The following is a 19,650-nucleotide window of genomic DNA, read 5'->3' on the forward strand; positions in this document are numbered from 1 at the left end:
GCAAGGAGTGGATCAAAATACAGAAATATTGTCGAGATCGTGGTGGCGTTAAAAAATCAGTTTGGTTACCCGCCCGTATCGGATCATCGTTCCGGGCGGCCTCGTTAAAGCCCTCCGCCAAACGCATCCGCGTCGATATACTGCCTAAAATAATCCAACATTGGCAATGACAAATCGCTTCCGCGTAGCCCGTGGGGGGCTATAGGGTTTGGGTGGGCTCTGCCCGACGGGGGCACGATTAGCAAAAGTGGTGTTTCGGTTTTATGACCGCTCGCACGCGCAGTTCGATCTGGCGCAAGGTGCGAGCGGCGTACCGGGTTCGCTTACGCTGATTTTGCGCTAGGTTGGTATGGCCCGCCAATTTTCATCTCAGGAGGTTTCAAGGTGAACATTATCCATCGGTTCAGGCCGCTCGCCGCTGCATCGCTGTTGGGCATCGCAGCCGCCTTTCCCGCCGTCAACGTGCTGTATGCGGACGACGCCGCCGTCAGGCCGGAAGCGGCGGTCTCGCCGATGCAGCGCGTCGCCGAAGCCCGGGACAAGGCCAAGGCCGAGAACCCTGACGGTGCCGACCGCGTCTATGGCGGCAAGGAAGCCGACAAGGGTGCCTATCCGTTCCAGGTGGCGCTGCTGACCACCGCCCGGCTGGACCCCAGCCCGGCCTCGCAGCCGAATGCGCAGTTCTGCGGCGGCAGCCTGATTGCACCGCAATGGGTGCTGACGGCGGCCCATTGCCTCAACGACAAGGGCCGGCCGATTTCACCCGACACGGTGACCGTGCTGACTGGCGCTACCGATCTCACCGAAGGCAAGCGCTACAAGGTGGTCGAGGTTATCGTCAACGAAGGCTACAGCGAACAGACGCTGGACAACGACCTCGGCCTGCTGCGGCTGGCGGAACCCGCCGATGCGCCGGTCATCAAGATCACCAATGAGCCGACGCCCGACAGCGGCAAGACCACGGTCATCGGCTGGGGCAAGATGCAGGACGGCACCTTCCCGACCACGCTGATGGTGGCCGATCTCGATCTCGAGCCGAGCGCTGCCTGCAACAGCGGCATCAAGTCGATCTACGCGCATGACCTGAAGGCGGCGCTCAGCGATCTCTCGCGCCGCATGCGTTATTCGGAGAAGGGCATCGATGCCGCCGCCAATGCGATTGCCGCCGATATGTCCGATCCGCTGACCAACAACATGATCTGCGCCGGCACCGACAGCGGCGAACGCGATGCTTGCAACGGCGACAGCGGCGGTCCGCTGTTCATGACCGGCGCCGACGGCCCGGTCCAGGTCGGCGTCGTCAGCTGGGGCGAAGGCCCGTCCGACGGCACCGCCGCCTGCGGCCACAAGAACGCCTATGGCATCTACACGCGGCTGGCCAACTACACCGGCTGGATCGAGGCCAAGATGAAAACACCGGCTCCGGCAGCCGGGACAGCGCCCAAGGCTGGCCTCGGCACCGCCAAGAAGCCCTGAGGCAAGAGCGGTTCATCGTCTCATGAAAATGCAAACGGCGGGATATTCCCGCCGTTTTCATTCGTATCGTTTGCCGGCTGTGTTTTAGTTCACTTCCGCGGCGGTCCTTTGCGTTCCGCCGAAGCTGCCCACAGATTGATGTCGGACTCGCGCGCGTAAGCGTCGATCTCGGCCAGCTCGGCATCGCTGAACTCGAGCACCTTGAGCGCGCCGACGCAGTCTTCGACCTGCTCCGGCCGACTGGCGCCGATCAGCGCCGAGGTCACCCGGCCCTTGCGCAGCACCCAGGCCAAAGCCATCTGCGCCAGCGTCTGGCCACGCTTGCCGGCGATCTTGTTCAGCGCCTGGATGTTGGCGATGGTCTTGTCGTTGATGAAGGCCGGCCGCAGCGACTTGCCCTGGGAAGCGCGGCTGCCCTCGGGAATGCCGCCCAGATATTTGTCGGTCAGCATGCCTTGCGCCAGCGGCGAAAACACGATCGAGCCGACGCCGAGCCCTTCCAGCGTATCGAGCAGCCCGTCCTCTTCGACCCAGCGGTTGAGCATCGAATAGCTTGGCTGATGGATGATGCAGGGCGTGCCAAGCTGCTTCAATATGTCGGCCGCTTCGCGCGTGCGCTGCGAATTGTAGGACGAGATACCGGCATAGAGCGCCTTGCCCGAACGCACCGCATGGTCGAGCGCGCCCATCGTTTCTTCGAGTGGCGTGTCGGGATCGAAGCGATGCGAATAGAAGATGTCGACATAGTCGAGCCCCATCCGCTTCAGGCTCTGGTCAAGGCTGGCCAGCACATATTTGCGGCTGCCCCATTCGCCGTAAGGGCCGGCCCACATCTCGTAGCCGGCCTTGGTCGAGATGATCAGCTCGTCGCGATAGCCGGCGAAATCGGTGCGCAGGATTTCGCCGAAGGCGGTTTCCGCCGAGCCGGGCGGTGGACCGTAGTTGTTGGCGAGATCGAAATGGGTGATGCCGAGATCGAAGGCCTTGCGCGCGATCGCCTGCTTGGTCTTGTGCGGCGTGTCGTTGCCGAAATTGTGCCACAGGCCGAGCGAGATCGCCGGCAGTTTCAGGCCGGATCGCCCGCACCTGTTGTAGACCATTTTCTCATAGCGGTTTTCAGCCGGCTGCCAGCGCATGGGATGTATCCTGGATTGAAAGGGTGTCGGCGCGAGCGCGCCGACACCCTTCTACCTCATTTCGTCTTCGCCAACAGCCCTTTTGCGTCCTTGACGCCGAGTGCCGCCGGCCGCTCGCACGTCGTCTGCATGGCGACGAACTTGCCGGTCTCGCCCGACCGCAACAGGCCGGTCATGACGTCGACAGCATGCAGCGCCAGCTCCATCGAGCAGCGATGCGGACGGCCCTCGGCGATCGCCAGCGCCATGTCGGCAAGGCCTGCGGTGCGGTAATTGGCCATCATGCCCTGCCCGTGCATTTCGTTCGGCACGCCGAACGGATGCTTCCATTTCGGCAGCTTCTTCACCGGCTTGGCTGCTTCGGTGATGCGCACGTCGCCGCCGAAGAAATTCGGGTCCGGCACATACACCGTACCCGCCTCGCCATAGAGTTCCATCGGCGCATGGCCGTGGCTCCAGACGTCCCAGCTGGTGTTGAGCGTGATCACGGCGCCGTTCTCGAACTCGAGCAGGCCGTGGATGGTCGTCGGCGTGTTGACCGGGACCTTTTCACCCGCACGCGGCTTTGAGCTGATGGTGCGTTCCTTGGCAGGCGTCGTCGCGACGGCCGCCACCTGTTTCACCGGCCCGATCAGCTGGATCAGGTTGGTGATGTAGTAGGGTCCGATATCGAGCACCGGCCCCGCACCCGGCTGGAAAAAGAAATCCGGATTGGGATGCCAGTGCTCCATGCCATGACCCATGACATGGCAGGTGCCACTGGTGATCTTGCCCAGCGTGCCGTTGTCGATGAGATTGCGCACCAGCTGGTGCGCGCCGCCGAGGAAAGTGTCCGGAGCCGAGCCGATGCGCAGACCCTTCTTCTCGGCACGGCTTTTCAGGTCGAGCCCTTCCTTGATCGACAGCACGAACGGCTTTTCCGAATAGACATGCTTGCCGGCGTCGAGGATCTGCTTCGACACCTCGTAGTGCACCGCCGGGATGGTCAGGTTGACGATGATGTCGATCTCGTCGTCCTTGAGCAGTTCGTCGACGGTCTCGGCGCGCAGCTTGAACTCCTTCGCCCGTGCCTTGGCCGCGTCCATGTTGATGTCAGCGCAAGCGCGCATCTCGATGCCGCGAAACAGCGGCGCCAGCGAGAAATACGCCTTCGAGATGTTGCCGCAGCCGATGACGCCGATACCCAGTTTCTTTGCCATGATGGTTGTTCCTAGTAAGCCTTGACGGAAGCGAGCGAGCGGCTGGCGAAGCGCTCGATGTTGTTGGGATTGTCCTGTTCCATGACGTAGTACTTGGCCGGGGTCTTGGCGCGCAGCGCCTTGATCAGGCCGGCCCAGTCTATGGTGCCGTGGCCGACATCGGCCCAGCCATCCTCGTCGAGGCCTTCGCCCGATTTGGCCATGTCCTTGACATGGACGGCGCTGATGCGCTTGCCGTGCTTTTCGATCCACGGCAACGGATCGACGCCGCCGCGGATCACCCAGGCGACGTCCATCTCCCAGCCGATGTCAGGCGCGGCCGACAGGATATGGTCCTGCGGCACCGATCCGTCGGCGAGTGTCTTGAACTCGAAATCGTGGTTGTGCCAGGCAAAGCCATAGCCGGCCTTTTTTGCGGTTTCGCCGACCTTGGCCAGCCGCTCGCCGAAGCCGCGCCAGCCGGCCGCGTCTGCCGGCCGCTGCTCGGCCAGGAGATAGGGACAGATGACCAGCGAGATGCCGAGTGCGTCGGCTGTTTTGCGCACGCCGTCGAAATCGTTCTCCAGCGCATCGATCGAGAAATGCCCGGTCGGCATCGCAAGCCCGTTCTTGTCGAGTTCGGCGCGGAACGCCTTAGGGTCGTCATAGACGCCACCAAAACCTTCGACTTCCTTGTAGCCGACCTTGCCCAGCATGTTGAGGATGCCGTCCCAGGGCAGGAAATTGCGGGCGCTGTAGAGTTGGAATGACCAGTTCATCGTCTTTGTCCGTTTCTTGGGTGGTGGGTCTTGGGGGATCGTCTTGGGGGATGTGATTAGATGATTCTCAGAAATTACAGGCGATTGCCGGTGGCGGCATCGAACAGCGAGGCGCGCGCCGGATCGAAGCCGAACTGAACCGGGTCGCCGCTGCGCAGCGTCCGTTCCGCCTCGACGCGGAAAGAGAGGTTGCGGCCGCCGAGCTTGGTCCATACCAGCGTGTCGGAACCCATCGGCTCGACGATCTCGACCGAACCGCTGGCAGAAAATGGCATCGACTTGGCCGCATCACCGAAGGCGATGTGTTCGGGCCGGATGCCGAGCACGCAAGCGCCGGTCGGACGCTCCGTACCGTCAAAGGCATAGCGCTCGAGCGGCACCGAGATGCCGTCGGTCTTGAACGTCGGACCGGCCTCCAGTTCCCCCTCGAGGAAATTCATCGCCGGCGAGCCGAGGAAGCCGGCGACAAACCGGTTGACCGGACGGTTGTAGATCGTCTGCGGCGCGTCGAGCTGCTGGATGACGCCGCCTTTCATCACCGCAATGCGATCGGCCAGCGTCATTGCCTCGATCTGGTCGTGGGTGACGTAGATCATGGTGTTCTGCAGATTGCGGTGCAGAAGCTTGATCTCGACCCGCAGCTCGGCGCGCAGCTTGGCATCGAGATTGGACAGCGGCTCATCGAACAGGAAGACGTCGACGTCGCGTACCAGCGCCCGCCCGATCGCCACGCGCTGGCGCTGGCCGCCCGACAACGCCGCCGGCTTGCGCTGCAGCAGCGGCTCGATCTGCAGGATTTCGGCGGCGCGGGCGATGCGCTTGGCGATCTCGTCTTTGGGCACGCCGGCAACGCGCAGGCCGAAGGACAGGTTCTTCTCCACCGTCATTTGCGGATAGAGCGCGTAGGACTGGAACACCATGCCGATGCCGCGGTCCTTGGGCTCCTCCCAGGTGACGTTTTTGCCCTTGATGAAGATGCGGCCGTCGGAGATATCGAGCAGGCCGGCGATGCAGTTGAGCAAGGTCGACTTGCCGCAGCCCGAGGGGCCGAGCAGCACGATGAACTCGCCCTCGGCGACGTCGAGGTTGAGCGTCTGCAGCACCGATACCGAGCCGAAATTCAGCGACAGGTCCTGGATCGAAACGCTGGTGCCGTTGGCTGCCGTCATACCCATCACCCTTTCACCGCGCCGGCGGCGATGCCGCGCACGAAAAGCTTGCCGGAGATGAAGTAGACGATGAGTGGCACGAGGCCGGTCAGGATGGTGGCGGCCATGTTGACGTTGTACTCCTTCACGCCTTGCACCGAATTGACGATGTTGTTGAGCTGCACCGTCATCGGATAGGTGTCGGGACGGGTGTAGACAACGCCGAACAGGAAGTCGTTCCAGATACCGGTGACCTGCAGGATGATGGCGACGACGAAGATCGGCAGCGACATCGGCGCCATGATGCGCAGGAAGATGCCCCAGAAGCCGGCGCCGTCGACGCGCGCCGCCCGGAACAGTTCCTCCGGCATCGAGGCGAAGTAGTTGCGGAACAACAGCGTCAGGATCGGCATGCCGAAGATCGAATGCACGATCACCAAGCCGCTCAAGCTGCCATAGAGGCCAATCTCGCGCAGGATGATGACGATCGGATAGATCATCACCTGGTAGGGGATGAACGCGCCGACGATCAGGATAACGAAGAACGTGTCGGCGCCCTTGAAGCGCCAGTTGGCGAGTGCATAGCCGTTGACCGAGGCAATCGCGATCGACAGCAACACCGACGGTACCGTGATGCGCACCGAATTCCAGAAGCCGCGCGAAAGCCCGTCGCAATTGAGGCCGGTGCAGGCCGTCGCCCACGCCTTGACCCACGGCTCGAAGGTGATTTCGAGCGGCGGCGAGAAGATGTTGCCAAGCCGGATCTCGGGCATGCCCTTGAGCGAAGTGACGACCATCACGTAAAGCGGCAGCAAATAGTAGACCGCCATCACGAACAGCGTGCCATAGAGGAAGATGTTGCGGCGCGAGAAAACGTGCCGCGGCTTCGGCCCGCGCGGCCCCAAGGTTTCGCGCTCGACGGCGCCCGCGCCGGCGGGCAAGGAGACGGCCTGGTCAGCCACGCTTCCGACCTCCAAATTCGAGATAGGCCCACGGCACGACGACGATCACCACCGAAAGCAGCATCATGGTCGAGGCGGCAAAGCCCTGGCCGAGATTCTGGGCGAAGAACATGTAGTCGTAGACATATTTTGCCGGCACTTCGGAGGCGATGCCCGGGCCGCCGCTGGTCTGGGCGACGACGAGGTCGTAGACCTTGACGATGCCCGACGCGATGATGACCAGCGTGGTGATGAAGACCGGCCGCATCATCGGGATGACGATGAACAGGTAGGTCTTCCACATCGGGATCCCGTCGACCCGAGCCGCCTTCCAGATGTCTTCGTCGATGCCGCGCAGCCCGGCCAGCATCAGGCACATGATGAGGCCGGTGCCTTGCCACAGCGCCGCGATCGAAATGCCGTAGATGACGATGCTGGAGTTATAGAGCGGATCGAAGGCGAAGCTTGTCCAGCCGAGGTCCCGCACCACATGCTGGATGCCGAAATCCGGATTGAGCAGCCACTGCCAGACGAGGCCGGTGACGATGAAGGACAGCGCGAACGGGTAGAGGAAGATGGTGCGGAACGTATCCTCGAACCGGATCTTCTGGTCGAGCAGGGCCGCCAGCAGAAAGCCGATGACCAGCGAGAACACCAGCGAGATCGCGCCGTAGATCAACAGGTTCTCGATCGAGACCAGCCAGCGCGGCGTCGCCCACAGCCGGTAATACTGATCGAGCCCGACGAAATTCAGGCGCGGCAACAGCTTCGAATTGGTGAAGGAATAGAGCACCGTCCAGACGGTGCCGCCGACGAACACCACCGACGCGGTGAGGATCATCGGGATCGAGGCGACCTTCGCATTGAGGTTGCGGAACAGCGGGTTGGGGCGTTCGCTCTTGCTCATCTCGTCAGCCGGCTGGGTAAGGGCGTACGGTCCCGGCCCTGCTTGTGGCAAGGCCGGGAGCGAGGCGGATTGCCTCCAACGTCAATCTGCCGCCGCGATGAGGTCGGCGAAGCGCTTCTGCGCCTCTTCGACGGTCATGTCTGGCTTGGCGAAGAATTCGGCGAAGAGATCCTCTTTCTGCTTCTGGGTGTCCTGCGACATCAGCTGGTCCGTCCACGGGATGACGGCGCCCTTGGCGAGGATCGCGAGGCCCTTCTTCATGCAGTCGTTGGCAGCGTTCAGGTCGACGTCGCCGCGCACCGGCAGCGAGCCCTTCTTCAGGTTGAAGGCGACCTGCGTCTTGGGGTCGAGCAGCGTTTCGGCCAGCACTTCCTGCGCCTTGGACTTGTCGGCATCCTTGAGCAGCGGGAAGTAGAAAGCGTCGCCGCCGGTGGCGATCACTTCGTTCAGGCCAAGGCCCGGCAGGCAGGTGTAGTCCTTACCCGCGACCTTGCCGGCAACCTGGAATTCGCCTTGCGCCCAGTCGCCCATGATCTGGCCGCCGGCCTTGCCGGTGATGACCAGATTGGTCGCCTGGTTCCAGTCCTGGACATTGGTGTTCTTGGCCATCTTGCGGGCGTCGTCGGCAGCCTTGAAGACCTTGGCGATCTCGGGGCCGGCGGCAAACTTGGCGTCCTTGTCCTTGTAGACCTTGAGGAATGCATCGGAGCCGCCAACGGCTGCCAGCAGCACGTCGAAGGCGCCGGAGGACTGCCATGCCTGTCCGCCGACGGCGAGCGGGATGATGCCGGCCTTTTCCAGCGCGGGCGCTGCCGCGACGAATTCATTCCAGTCTTTCGGCGTCGGCACGCCAGCCTTGGCGAAGGCCTCGTTCGACAGCCACAGCCACTGCCAGGAATGGATGTTGACCGGCACGCAATAGATCTTGCCGTCGATGGTGCACGAGTCGAGCAGGCTCTTCGGCCGCACTAGTTCCGTCCACTTGCCCTTGGTGGCGACGTCGGTGAGGTCGCGCATCAGACCGGCCTGCACCAGCTCTTCCGCCTGCCGGCCATGGTTGAACTGGGTGGCGCCCATCGGATCGCCGCCGGTGATGCGGCTGATCATGATCGGCCGCGCGGTGCCGCCGGACCCGGCAATGGCGCCATCGACCCAGTGATTGCCGGTCGCATCGAAGGCCTTGGCGAGTTCCGCAACCGCCGCCGCCTCGCCGCCCGAGGTCCACCAATGGGTGACTTCGAGGTCGGTCGCGGCTGCCGGGCCGGCAAATTGCAGCGCGGCCGTCGCGGCAAGAGCAGCGGTCAAAAGTTTATATCGCATTTCGGTTCCTCCCAGAATCTGAAACGTTACAGATTTTCGATACGGCAATTGTGCGGTGCGCGCAACCCCTCAGCGAAAGTCGGTCCGATATTTTTTCGAGACGCGAACAAATTCCTTGCGCGCAAGCCGCCAAACCCGGCAAAAAAGTAGGCTGTTGCGCTGCGAAATCATGCTGCAGCGCAAGAAATCCATCACAAGCCGAGACGGATCGCGTGACGCCACGACAGCGAAAACCTTGCAAGAACCATGGCTTGGGAACCGCTGGCGGCAGCGTGATTGGCAATCTGTAACGTTTCAGTATATGACGCTTGGCGGGTGAACTGCCGTGCCACATCGCTATGGAAGTGATTGTCGGTTGAGCCGGCGACTGCTATGCGCCTGATGGGGCGGGACGAATGGACAGGGACCAGACGGACAAGGACGGCGACGCGTCGGCGCATGAGCGCCCGACGCTGAAGACGCTTGCCTTCATGACCGGGCTCGGCGTCACCACCGTCTCGCGCGCGTTGAAGGATGCCCCGGAGATCGGCGCCGAGACCAGGCGGCGCGTCCAGCTCGTCGCCAGGCAGATCGGCTACCGGCCGAACCGCGCCGGCGTGCGCCTCAGAACCGGCAAGACCAACGTCATCAGTCTGGTGCTCAACACCGAGCACGAACTGATGAGCTTCGTCTCGGATATCATCTACGGCGTCACCGAAGTGATTGCCGACACGCCCTATCACCTGATCGTCACGCCCTATTCGCGCTCGCAGGATCCGCTGGACCCGGTGAAGTATCTGGTCGAGTCCGGCTCGGCCGACGGCGTCATCATTTCGCGCACGCAGCCCAATGACCCGCGCGCCCGCTATATGCTGGAGCGCGGCATTCCCTTCGCCACGCATGGCCGCACCGATATGGGGCTCGTGCATCCCTATCATGACTTCGACAATTACGCCTTCGCCGCCGAGGCGGTACGGCATCTGGCCGGCATGGGCCGGCGCCGGCTGGCGCTGGTGACGCCGCCGGTCGGGCTCACCTATTACGGCCACACGGTGAACGGCTTTGCCGATGCGCTGGGCGAGGTCGGCGCCAGCGAAGTGCCGTTCAACACCGTTTCAATCGACCAGTCGATCGATCAGATCAGGACGCGGACCGCGCAATTGATGCGCCGCGACATCAGGCCGGACGGTTTCGTCAGCAGCGCCGCGGCCGCGACGCTGGCCATCGTCGCCGGCATCGAGGATGCCGGCCTGAAACTCGGCCGCGACGTCGATGTGGTGTCGAAACAGTCGTCGGAACTGCTGCATCTGTTCCGCCGGGAATTGCTGGTCGTCAACGAGAACTTCCGGCTCGCCGGCACCGAGCTCGCCCGCGCCGTGCTCGGCTGGATCGGCGGCGGCGCACCCGGCTCTTTGCAGACAGTGGTCAAGCCGGGTGACGTGGTCGCTTATCGCAACCCTACGGCCGATTAACCCGCCCCGCCGCTGCCCCACGGTCCATGGGAAGCCCCCTGCTCGCCGATGCGCTCGAAGCCGTGCGCGCCAAAGAAATCGCGCTGCGCCTGGATCAGGTTCGACGTGCCGCGGCCCTGGCGGTAGCTGTCGAAATAAGCGAGCGCCGATGCCAGCGCCGGCACCGGCGAGCCGGCTTCGGAAGCCTTGGCGACGATGCGCCGGAGCGACGGATGCGCCTCCTGCATCATGGTGATGAAGGCCGGCGCCATCAAAAGGTTGGTGGAAGCACCGCCGGAGCCGAAGGCCTCCGCCATCGTGTCGAGCATTTGCGAGCGGATGATGCAGCCGGCACGCCAGATCTTGGCAATGGTCGGCATCGGCAGGTTCCAGTTGAACTCCTTCGAGGCGCCGCTCATCACCGCGAAACCTTGCGCATAGGCGGCGATCTTGCCGGCGAGCAGCGCCAGCTCCAGGTCTTTCAGAAGTGCCGCCTTGTCGCCGGAGACCCTGGTCACGCCGATATTACCATAGGCCTTTTCCGCCGCCTGACGCTCGTCCTTGATCGACGACAGCACGCGTGCCGCCACTGCGGCCTCGATGGCGGTGGCCGGAATGCCGAGCTGCTGCGCCTCGATGACCGACCATTTGCCGGTGCCCTTCTGGCCGGCGCGGTCAAGGATGATATCGACCACCGGCTTGCCGGTCTTGGGATCGTCGGCGGCCAGCACCTTGGCGGTGATCTCGATCAGATACGAATCGAGCCGGCCCTTGTTCCAGTCTTCGAAGACCTTGCCGATCTCCTTTGGCCCCATGCCGAGACCGTCGCGCAGGATGCCGTAGATCTCGGCGATCATCTGCATGTCGGCATATTCGATGCCGTTGTGGATGGTCTTCACGAAATGCCCGGCACCATCGGTGCCGAGCCAGGCGGCGCACGGTTCGTCCTTGAACTTGGCCGAGATCGCGGTCAGCACGCTTTCGACACGCTTCCAGGATTCTTCGGTGCCGCCGACCATGATCGACGGCCCATGGCGCGCGCCCTCCTCGCCGCCGGACACACCCATGCCGATGAAGGTCAGGCCGGAGCCGGACAGCTCGGAAAAGCGCCGCATCGTGTCGCGGAAATTGGCATTGCCGGCGTCGATGACGATGTCGTTGGCCGACAGCACGCCGCGCAACGCTTCGATCTGTTCGTCGACCGGCTTGCCGGCCAGCACCATGATGATGATCGGCCGCGGCGGCCGGATGGATTCGGCGAGTTCCTCCAGGCTGTAGCAGGGCACCACCCTGTCGCGCAGCGCGCCGGCGCTTTCGAGGAAGGCGTCGGTACGCGCTTTGGTGCGGTTGAAGACGGCGATGCGGTGCCCGTGCTCGGCGATGTTGAGCGCCAGGTTGGAGCCCATCGTGCCAAGGCCGATCAGGCCGATTTCGGCTTTTTCCATCGTTTCTTCCCTGTTTTCGGATCTTTTGTTGAGGCGCGTTTTGCGGGGATGCCCGTTTCGGCGAGATGCCCGTTCTTCGGCCAGATGATTGACGGGCCTTTCGCGCCGCGTCAACCGCTTCGCTGAATTGTGACGGCCCCGTGCTGCGTGAGATCCAGGTCAGACCGAGTCAGGAAGTGTCCGTTGGTGACCCGCCAACGCCTTGCCGATCGAACATATGGCGTTAGGTTGGACGCATGGCAGTCAAACGGATGGACAATGTAGGAATCGTCGTCGAGAACCTCGAAGTGACGATTGCCTTCTTTCGCGTACTCGGCCTCGAGCTCGAAGGGCGGGCGACGATCGAAGGCGAATGGTCCGGACGTGTCACTGGACTGGGCGATCAGCGGGTCGAGATTGCCATGATGCGCACGCCGGACGGCCATAGCCGGCTCGAGCTCTCCCGCTTCCTCACGCCGCCTGTCGTCGCCGATCATCGCAACGCCCCGGTGAACGCTCTGGGCTACCTCCGCGTCATGTTTACCGTGGACGACATCGACGACACGCTTGAAAGGCTCCGCAAGCGTGGCGCGGAGCTCGTCGGTGAAGTCGTCCGTTACCAGGATGTGTATCGGCTCTGCTACATCCGCGGGCCTGAAGGGCATCTGATCGGACTAGCCCAGGAACTCGGCTGAGCGCACTTCGCAGGCCGGCTGAATTTCACTCGGCACGGATATCGATCGGCGCCTCTATCTTCACAATGTCAAAGTCCGAGATGAGTATATCGAGCCGAGCCGTCCAGCGGCCGGGTACCGGGATGACGAGATTATCGACGCGCCAGGTGCCGTCGCCGGGCTTGGTCGCTGGACGCTTGATCGGCTCGATGCCGGAATCGGGCTTGGACAGCACCAGCGTCACTTCCTTGGCGTCGAGCGGACCGAAATCGCCGTCCATGACGACGATGGAAGCGGTGACCTCCCCGGTGTGGCCGGGCGTGATGTCGATGTCGGCCATTGCCTTCAGCGTGTGGATATGGGTAGACGTCGGCTGCGCCGCGGCGATCGCCAACGCCCGTGGCGGCGGCGTGAAGCGCCAGCCGGCAGCAATGCCGAAGATCAGGAGCACGATCAGCATCTCGACTGAGATCGAGCGGCTGAGCCGGCGCCGCACTTCCGTCGCTCCGGCCTCGGCCAAGGCGGTGAGGCGCCAGCGATTGACCGCAGCCAGCGTGAACAGAAACACCAGCAGCGCCAGCTTGATCAGCAGCAGCCGGCCATAGGCGGTGTCGACCAGTGCCGCCGGCGTCTGCACCTGGATGATGGCGAGCACGATGCCCGCCCCTGCAAGCATCGCCACCACAGGCAGGATCGTGCGTGAAAACCGCCGCAGAAATGCGCCGGCCTCCGCCGATTGGCTGTTCAGCGCCAGACCGAGCGGCAGCAGCGCTCCGGCCCAGAAGGCGATGCCGGCGCCGTGCAGGAACACCATCGGCCGCGTCAGCCATTGCGGCTCGGCTGCACTGGCATGACCGCTGGCGGCAAGGGCCGCGCCGACGCCCACAAGTCCAACGAGCGCCAGCGGCCTGGCAACGGCGCGCGGCCCGACCAGCGACAACAGGCCAAGCCCGAGCGCCGCCAGAGCGATTATCACCGTCCATCCAAAACTGGTGCCGAGCCCGGTCCGCCAGACCACCGGTTGCGCCAGCCTGGCAAGTGGCGCCCCCAGCGCATCCAGCCCCTGGAACCCGAGCGACAGCGGTGCTGCGACCAGGCCGCACAATATGGCGGCAATGACGAAACGCTGACCCCAGCGCACGCCTTGCGCCAGCCAGGTCAGCGCGAAGGCGCCGCCGACGCCGAGGAAAAGGCCGATGTAGAGAAGAACCTTGCCGGTCCAGAGTGCCGAGCGCAGATCCAGATCGACGGCGTCCGCCACCGCCGGCGCCTGGCTTGGCGCGCCGACGGAAAACACCACCGAGCCGCCGACCGGATGGCCGTCTTCAGAAATCACGCGCCAACTGAGGACATGCGTGCCGGCCCCGAGCTTTTGCGGATTGTCGATCTCGACCGTCTGGTCGTTCAGCCGAAACGAGGTCAGCGCGACAGGCGTGCCGTCGGGCCGCACAAGGGTCAGCACCAGCGGCGACACCGGCTCGCTGAAGGTCAGCGAAAATTGGCTCGGCGCTTGCGCCAACACCGCCCCGTCGGCCGGCTCCGCTTTGATCAGCGCCGCATGGGCGAAGGCCGCATTCGGCACGGCGAGGACTGCAAGCAGCAGGATCGCGGCCAGCAGGCCCCAAGCCAGCTGGCCGGCACATCCGCCGACTGTCCGTTCTATCCGCTGGAAATAGACCACGCTCATGCCACCCATCGAAACAGCGGCGCGCCGCTGAAAAGCAGCGCGCCGCCAATGCATCACTTCTTCGGCAGGAGGTTGAGGCCAGGCGCCGGATCTTCCAGCGCATCCTCATCCTGGCCGGCCGCCGGAATCTCTATCCAACGCGTGGTGGCGCCTTCGCATTCCTGCACCACCGGAAAATAGATCTTCTGGCCGGCCGGCAGATCGGCGGCCAGCGTGCCGCGGAAGACGAACTCGTCGTAGAATTCGTCCGGCAGGCTGCCGCCGCTCCAGTCGACTTCCTTGACGCCCGACGTCACGTCCTCGCCGTGGAGCTTGTAGGATTTCTCGTACTTGCCTTTCTTGACCTGCAGCGTCCAGCCGGGCTTGGGCATCGGCTTCACCGCGATCACTCCTTCCGGGATCTGCACGCGCACGGCAATCGTCGCCTTGCCGTCGCAGCCATGCGGCACACGCAGCACGGCCTTGTAGGTCGAGCCGACCGCGGCCTCCTGCGTCTCGAGCGTGATATGGGCGAAGGCGGCACTTGTCCCCAGGACGAGACATGCAGCGGCCGGCAAAAGATACTTGTTCATGATGGTCCCTCTCGAAAATCGGTTGGCAATAATTGGTCAGTCGTTGTCTTCCTGGGGTGGCGCGCTGCCTATGGCTTGAACGGCAAACTCGACGGTCACCGCTCCGGCCTTCTCGAAGGTCAGCGTGGCGGCAAACATCTGGCCTTCTTTGGGCGGCTGCTTCAGATCCATAAACATTATGTGGTAGGCGCCGGGGCCGAGCGTGATCTTGCCGCCCGCCGGGATTTCCAGGCCGCCTTCGACCGGGCGCATGGTCATGACGCCGTCCTTCACCCCCATTTCATGCAGTTCGGCCTTTGCCGAAATGTCGGAGGCTATCGACAGCAGCCGGTCCGGCACGCTGCCCTTGTTGACGATGGTGAAGTAGCCGCCGGCGACCTTGGCGCCGGCAGGCGTCGCCCGCGACCAGGGATGCTCGATCTCGATGTCGCCGGCCTTGAACTCATGTGCCAGAGCCGAATGGGCGCCGACGACCAACAGAGCGAAGGCGAAGACAGCGCTGCCGAGACGCTGCTCGATCGTGCGGAAGAAAGACGTGCTGCGGCGGAATGCGGCGGCACGAAGAAAACGGGACATGGGAAAGCTCCATGAATATGAGGTCGCGCCGTTGCCGGTCGCAAACAATGTCGGTGATTGGATGATTGGCGCTCGCGCAGGTTACGCGAGGTGCCGCAGTTTCAGGCCGTAAGCGGCGGCGCGCGCGGATTGGCCGGAGAACGTTCGCGCGTGACATCGGGATGCCTGACAGAGGCAAGCACGAAGGCGACAGTCTCGAAGGACAGGCTGACCTGGACCAGGCCGACACCGGGCGGCGGCGCATAAGCAACCGAGGCCATGCTGCAGCCAAGCATGCAACATGCCGGCATATGCTGCTGGTGCGGGTCGCCGCCGGGAAGCGGGACCGCTCCCTCATGGGTGCAGATGACGTTGCCGAAAGCGTCGAGCTGCGAGGCATCCGGCGCCGTGCCGAAAGCAAAGGCGCCGAGCGTCGACTGGAGCAGCAACACACAGGCCGCGACAAACGCGGCCGTTATGCTCCATCTCTTACGCCGGATGTTCAAAAACCTGCCTCTTCACGCAGCAACGGCAGATGTCTAGCACGCGGCAAGCAGCCGGAAAATCGCCAAATCATCGCTGCGGCAACGCGGCGCGTTCAATGTCGCGCGTGCAATGCTGTCAGGAAGCTGGGCGGACACCAATCTCCGGGATCGACGTCAGCAGCGTGTGGCGCGCCGACTTCAGATGTTTGCGGCAGGCGGCGTCGACCTTGCCGAGATCGCGCGATTTAAGCGCCGCGATATAGGCGAGATGCTCGCCGACCGCGACTTCGTTGCGCTCGCGCTCCTGCGCCTTGTTCCACTGATAGTGGTAGTGGAAGATCATGGCGATGACATCGTAGAAATCGACGATGAAGCGATTGTGTGACGCCCGGTGGATCAGCCGGTGGAAGCGCTCGTCGAGCTCCGAGAATTCGTTGAAGCGCGTTGCGATCTCGCTGGCCAGAAGCCGGTGCTCGTCCTCCAGGCGGTCGAGATCGGCCCAGCCCGGACTGTCCTGCGGCAGTGCCGCGAAGGCCGCCGCCGAGCGGAGTTCGAACATTTCGCGGATTTCGGTGAGTTCAAGCGCGAAGGCGCGGGTAAAGCCCTTGAGCACCCAGTGACTGTTGCGCCGCTTCTCGATCAGGCCGAAGCGGGAGAATCGGATCAGAAATTCGCGCACGCTGGTGGTGCCGACGCCGATCTCGCGCGCCAGCTCGAGCTCGTTGATCTGCATGCCGGCCTCGGCGCCACCGGCGAGCAGCCTGCGCATGAACGAGCGCTCGATGATCTGGGCCAGCGTGTCGGTCTCTTCCTCAGGGAAGAAATCGCCCGGCTTCGGCGCCCTGAGCACCGTCTTGTTGCGCTTGTTCCATGCGATCAGCCCGGTTTCTTCCATGCGCGCCAGAATGGTGCGCACCGTGGTGCGGCTGACGCCGAGCAGAGTGCCCAACTCCGGCTCGGACGGCAGACTCTGCGTTTCATCGAGCAGCCGCAGGCCCCTGTTGTAAGCATCCTTGTAGACGTTGTTGCTCTTCGACATCCCTGCCCCGTTGCGCGCCGGCGCTTGCTGTGGCTGGCTTGAAGCGCGATATCACAGATGTTCCTAGCGCATGACCCGATAAAGCAAAACGCTTTGCGTGTCAGACGCGGCTCCCTACAACCCACGCGTCCATCGGATGCATGGTCTCCTCCTGAAAAAACAATTGACGCACAAATGTTTTTTCCCGATAAAAGACATTATATGGAAACAGACGCGTGTCAATCCGCGCATCCCCCCAGGAACAGACCCAGGAAACTGCCCGTGAACGCCTCGAACAGCATTCTTCTTTCCCCCGCCGACAATGTCGCGGTCGCCAATGGCCGCATCGAGATCGGTACCGCTCTGCCCGGCGGAGCCGTCGCGACGGCCTTGATCGAGCCCGGCCACAAGGTGGCGATCAAGCCTATCGCCGCCGGCGAGGCGGTGGTCAAGTATGCGCAGGCGATCGGCCGCGCCACGCAGGACATCGCGCCCGGCGAGCACGTCCATTCGCACAATCTGGTTTTCGAGAGCGGCCGCCTGCCGGTGGTGCCGCCGAGCGAGGCGGAGCACGCGACGGAAGCCGATCGCGCCCGCACCTTCATGGGCTATCGCCGCGCCGACGGCCGCGCCGGCACCCGCAACTTCATCGGCATCATCGCCAGCGTCAATTGCTCGGCCACCGTCTGCCATGCCATTGCCGACGAAGCCAACCGCGTGCTGTTGCCGAAATATCCGGGGATCGACGGCTTCGTGCCGATCGTCCACGGCCAGGGCTGCGGCATGAGCGGCACCGGCGACGGCATGATGGTGCTGCACCGGACGCTCGCCGGCTATACCCGCCATCCGAATTTCGGCGGCGTGCTGATGGTTGGCCTCGGCTGCGAGGTCAATCAGCTCACCCTTTACGGCCAGAAGGGTGCCGCCGCCGGAAAACGCCATTTCAACATCCAGGACGCCGGCGGGTCGCGCAAATCGGTGGAAAAGGCCATGGGCGTGCTGGCTGAAATCGCCGAGGAAGTCGGCACATTGCAGCGCGAGCCCATCCCGGTCTCGGAAATCGTCGTCGGCCTGCAATGCGGCGGCTCCGACGGCATGTCGGGCATCACGGCCAATCCAGCACTTGGCGCTGCCGTCGACATCCTGGCCGGCGTCGGCGGCATCGGCATTCTGTCCGAGACGACGGAGATTTATGGCGCCGAGCATCTGCTCGCCTATCGCGCCGCGACCCCGGAGATCGCCAAGAAACTCGACGGTTTCGTCAAGTGGTGGGAAGACCATGTCGCCAAGCATGGCGCCTCGATCGACAACAACCCTTCGCCCGGCAACAAGCGCGGCGGCCTGACCACCATTCTGGAGAAGTCGCTGGGCGCCGTTGCCAAGGGCGGCCAGACGCCGCTCAACGGCGTCTTCGGCTATGCCGAGAAGGTCACCGGCAGCGGCCTGGTGTTCATGGACACGCCCGGCTACGACCCGGTCTCGGCCACCGGCCAGGTGGCGGGCGGCGCCAACATCATCGTCTTCACCACCGGCCGCGGCTCCTGCTTCGGCTGCCGTCCGACGCCGTCGATCAAGGTCGCCACCAACTCGACCATGTACCACCAGATGGAAGAGGACATGGACGTCAATTGCGGTGTCATCGCTTCGGGCGAAAAGACCATCGCCGGCATGGGCCGCGAACTCTTCGAATTGATCGTCGAGACCGCATCGGGCCGCAAGACCAAGAGCGAGGCGTTCGGCTACGGCGACAATGAGTTCGTGCCGTGGCACCTCGGCGCAACGCTGTAAAACACTGACAAAAAACTACGGGCTGCAAGATAGCCTGCAAGGGAGGCTTTGGATGGACAAACGCCGCATCGGCACGACTGCGCTCGAGGTCACCGAGATAAGCTTCGGTGGGGCGGCGATCGGCGGCCTCTACCGGGCCTGTCCACGCGAGGCGGCGATGGAGACGCTGCAGACCGCCTGGGAGGCCGGCCTGCGCTATTTCGACACCGCGCCCTTCTATGGCTTCGGCCTGTCGGAACGGCGGACCGGCGATTTCCTGCGCTACAAGCCACGGGATTCCTATGTGCTGTCGACCAAGGTCGGGCGCCTGTTCCGCCCCGTGCCGGAAGATCAGGTTCCCGATCATTCCTATGTCGACCCGCTGCCTTTCGCGCTCGACTACGACTATTCCTATGACGGCATCATGCGCTCGGTCGAGTTCTCCTATGCGCGGCTTGGGCTAAACCGGATAGACATCCTGTTTGTCCATGACATCGGCACCTACACGCATGGCGTCGAGAAGACCAAGCTGCACTTTCGCCAGTTGATGGATGGCGGCCTGAAAGCGCTGGAAGAGCTGAAATCGTCCGGCGTCATTTCCGCCTATGGGCTCGGCGTCAACGAGGTGCAGATCTGCCTCGACGTGCTGCGCGAAGCCCCGCTCGACTGCATCCTGCTTGCCAGCCGCTATTCGCTGCTCGACCGCTCTGCCGAGGCCGAGCTTTTGCCGCTCTGCCGGCAGCGGCAGACCTCGCTGATCATCGGCGGCGTCTTCAACTCCGGCATCCTGGCGACCGGCCCTGTGCACGGCGCGCATTTCGACTATCTGCCGGCGACGCAGGACATATTGGAGCGTGTCGGCGCGATGGAGATAATCGCCACCGAGGGTGGCTATCCGCTGGCGGCGGCCGCGCTGCAGTTCCCGCTGCACGAGCCGATCGTGGCCAGCGTGCTGACCGGAACGGCCAAAGCCGCCAATCTGACACGCAATCTCGACCTGTTCGACATCAAGGTGCCGCAAACGGAATTCGCCAAATATGCTCCTTACACCGTCGTCCAGGAACTCGGCTGACGACGATCACGCGATTCCTAGGAAAGAATGAACATTCCATATTGACTCGAAGATGGAATTAATATTCCATGACGGTCAAGG

18 protein-coding genes are annotated in these 19,650 nt (G+C 63.5%); 5 read left to right on the forward strand and 13 right to left on the reverse strand.

Annotation, left to right across the window (positions count from 1 at the left end):
• Positions 1–384 precede the first annotated feature (384 nt).
• Positions 385–1,476, forward strand: coding sequence for a S1 family serine peptidase (locus AC1DYJ_RS16295; RefSeq protein WP_477287614.1), 1,092 nt, complete (start codon positions 385–387; stop codon positions 1,474–1,476).
• A gap of 89 nt (positions 1,477–1,565) precedes the next feature.
• On the opposite strand, the gene mgrA is transcribed toward AC1DYJ_RS16295, so the two are convergent.
• From mgrA to AC1DYJ_RS16330, 7 genes are all read right to left on the reverse strand, one after another.
• Positions 1,566–2,612 carry an L-glyceraldehyde 3-phosphate reductase gene (mgrA, locus tag AC1DYJ_RS16300; protein ID WP_477287612.1) on the reverse strand — a complete coding sequence of 349 codons (1,047 nt, stop codon included), beginning with the start codon at positions 2,610–2,612 and terminating at the stop codon, positions 1,566–1,568.
• A gap of 56 nt (positions 2,613–2,668) precedes the next feature.
• Positions 2,669–3,811: a Gfo/Idh/MocA family protein gene (locus tag AC1DYJ_RS16305; RefSeq protein ID WP_477287610.1), complete on the reverse strand. Its 1,143-nt coding sequence runs from the start codon at positions 3,809–3,811 to the stop codon at positions 2,669–2,671.
• An 11-nt stretch (positions 3,812–3,822) separates the two neighbouring features.
• Positions 3,823–4,569, reverse strand: a complete 747-nt coding sequence (locus AC1DYJ_RS16310; protein ID WP_477287608.1) for a sugar phosphate isomerase/epimerase family protein — start codon at positions 4,567–4,569, stop codon at positions 3,823–3,825.
• A gap of 74 nt (positions 4,570–4,643) precedes the next feature.
• Positions 4,644–5,738, reverse strand: coding sequence for an ABC transporter ATP-binding protein (locus AC1DYJ_RS16315; RefSeq protein ID WP_477287606.1), 1,095 nt, complete (start codon positions 5,736–5,738; stop codon positions 4,644–4,646).
• 5 nt (positions 5,739–5,743) lie between these two features.
• A complete protein-coding gene (locus tag AC1DYJ_RS16320) occupies positions 5,744–6,679 on the reverse strand; it encodes a carbohydrate ABC transporter permease (RefSeq protein WP_477287604.1) in 936 nt (311 codons plus the stop codon).
• Positions 6,672–7,565, reverse strand: a complete 894-nt coding sequence (locus AC1DYJ_RS16325) for a carbohydrate ABC transporter permease (RefSeq protein WP_477287602.1) — start codon at positions 7,563–7,565, stop codon at positions 6,672–6,674. The genes AC1DYJ_RS16320 and AC1DYJ_RS16325 overlap by 8 nt, the downstream gene beginning before the upstream one ends.
• Before the next feature lie 81 nt (positions 7,566–7,646).
• Positions 7,647–8,885 carry an ABC transporter substrate-binding protein gene (locus tag AC1DYJ_RS16330; protein WP_477287600.1) on the reverse strand — a complete coding sequence of 413 codons (1,239 nt, stop codon included), beginning with the start codon at positions 8,883–8,885 and terminating at the stop codon, positions 7,647–7,649.
• A gap of 395 nt (positions 8,886–9,280) precedes the next feature.
• Between AC1DYJ_RS16330 and AC1DYJ_RS16335 the strand changes: the two genes are divergently transcribed.
• Complete coding sequence (locus tag AC1DYJ_RS16335; protein ID WP_477287598.1) at positions 9,281–10,336, forward strand: LacI family transcriptional regulator; 1,056 nt, start codon at positions 9,281–9,283, stop codon at positions 10,334–10,336.
• Here the strand turns inward: AC1DYJ_RS16335 and gndA are convergent.
• Positions 10,333–11,760, reverse strand: a complete 1,428-nt coding sequence (gene gndA, locus AC1DYJ_RS16340; RefSeq protein WP_477287596.1) for an NADP-dependent phosphogluconate dehydrogenase — start codon at positions 11,758–11,760, stop codon at positions 10,333–10,335. The two genes, AC1DYJ_RS16335 and gndA, sit on opposite strands and share 4 nt — an antisense overlap.
• Positions 11,761–11,996: 236 nt before the next feature.
• On the opposite strand from gndA, the gene AC1DYJ_RS16345 reads away from it, so the two are divergent.
• The gene (locus AC1DYJ_RS16345) at positions 11,997–12,434 is read left to right on the forward strand and encodes a VOC family protein (protein ID WP_477287594.1); all 438 of its coding nucleotides are present in this window, start codon (positions 11,997–11,999) and stop codon (positions 12,432–12,434) included.
• Positions 12,435–12,459: 25 nt separating this feature from the next.
• On the opposite strand, the gene AC1DYJ_RS16350 is transcribed toward AC1DYJ_RS16345, so the two are convergent.
• The 5 genes from AC1DYJ_RS16350 to AC1DYJ_RS16370 form a co-directional block, all read right to left on the reverse strand.
• On the reverse strand, positions 12,460–14,100 hold the full coding sequence (locus tag AC1DYJ_RS16350) for a copper resistance CopC/CopD family protein (protein WP_477287592.1): 1,641 nt from the start codon (positions 14,098–14,100) through the stop codon (positions 12,460–12,462).
• A 53-nt stretch (positions 14,101–14,153) separates the two neighbouring features.
• Positions 14,154–14,672 carry a YcnI family copper-binding membrane protein gene (locus tag AC1DYJ_RS16355; RefSeq protein WP_477287590.1) on the reverse strand — a complete coding sequence of 173 codons (519 nt, stop codon included), beginning with the start codon at positions 14,670–14,672 and terminating at the stop codon, positions 14,154–14,156.
• A 36-nt stretch (positions 14,673–14,708) separates the two neighbouring features.
• Complete coding sequence (locus AC1DYJ_RS16360) at positions 14,709–15,248, reverse strand: copper chaperone PCu(A)C (protein ID WP_477287588.1); 540 nt, start codon at positions 15,246–15,248, stop codon at positions 14,709–14,711.
• 101 nt (positions 15,249–15,349) lie between these two features.
• Complete coding sequence (locus tag AC1DYJ_RS16365; protein ID WP_477287784.1) at positions 15,350–15,706, reverse strand: DUF2946 family protein; 357 nt, start codon at positions 15,704–15,706, stop codon at positions 15,350–15,352.
• A gap of 142 nt (positions 15,707–15,848) precedes the next feature.
• Positions 15,849–16,751 carry a GntR family transcriptional regulator gene (locus tag AC1DYJ_RS16370; RefSeq protein WP_477287586.1) on the reverse strand — a complete coding sequence of 301 codons (903 nt, stop codon included), beginning with the start codon at positions 16,749–16,751 and terminating at the stop codon, positions 15,849–15,851.
• Between the two features lie 261 nt (positions 16,752–17,012).
• Here AC1DYJ_RS16370 and AC1DYJ_RS16375 point away from each other — a divergent pair, with 261 nt between their 5' ends.
• The gene (locus tag AC1DYJ_RS16375) at positions 17,013–18,518 is read left to right on the forward strand and encodes a UxaA family hydrolase (protein ID WP_477287584.1); all 1,506 of its coding nucleotides are present in this window, start codon (positions 17,013–17,015) and stop codon (positions 18,516–18,518) included.
• A 52-nt stretch (positions 18,519–18,570) separates the two neighbouring features.
• Complete coding sequence (locus AC1DYJ_RS16380; RefSeq protein ID WP_477287582.1) at positions 18,571–19,569, forward strand: aldo/keto reductase; 999 nt, start codon at positions 18,571–18,573, stop codon at positions 19,567–19,569.
• Positions 19,570–19,650 lie beyond the last annotated feature (81 nt).

The organism is Mesorhizobium sp. P2_B11, from assembly GCF_056404855.1.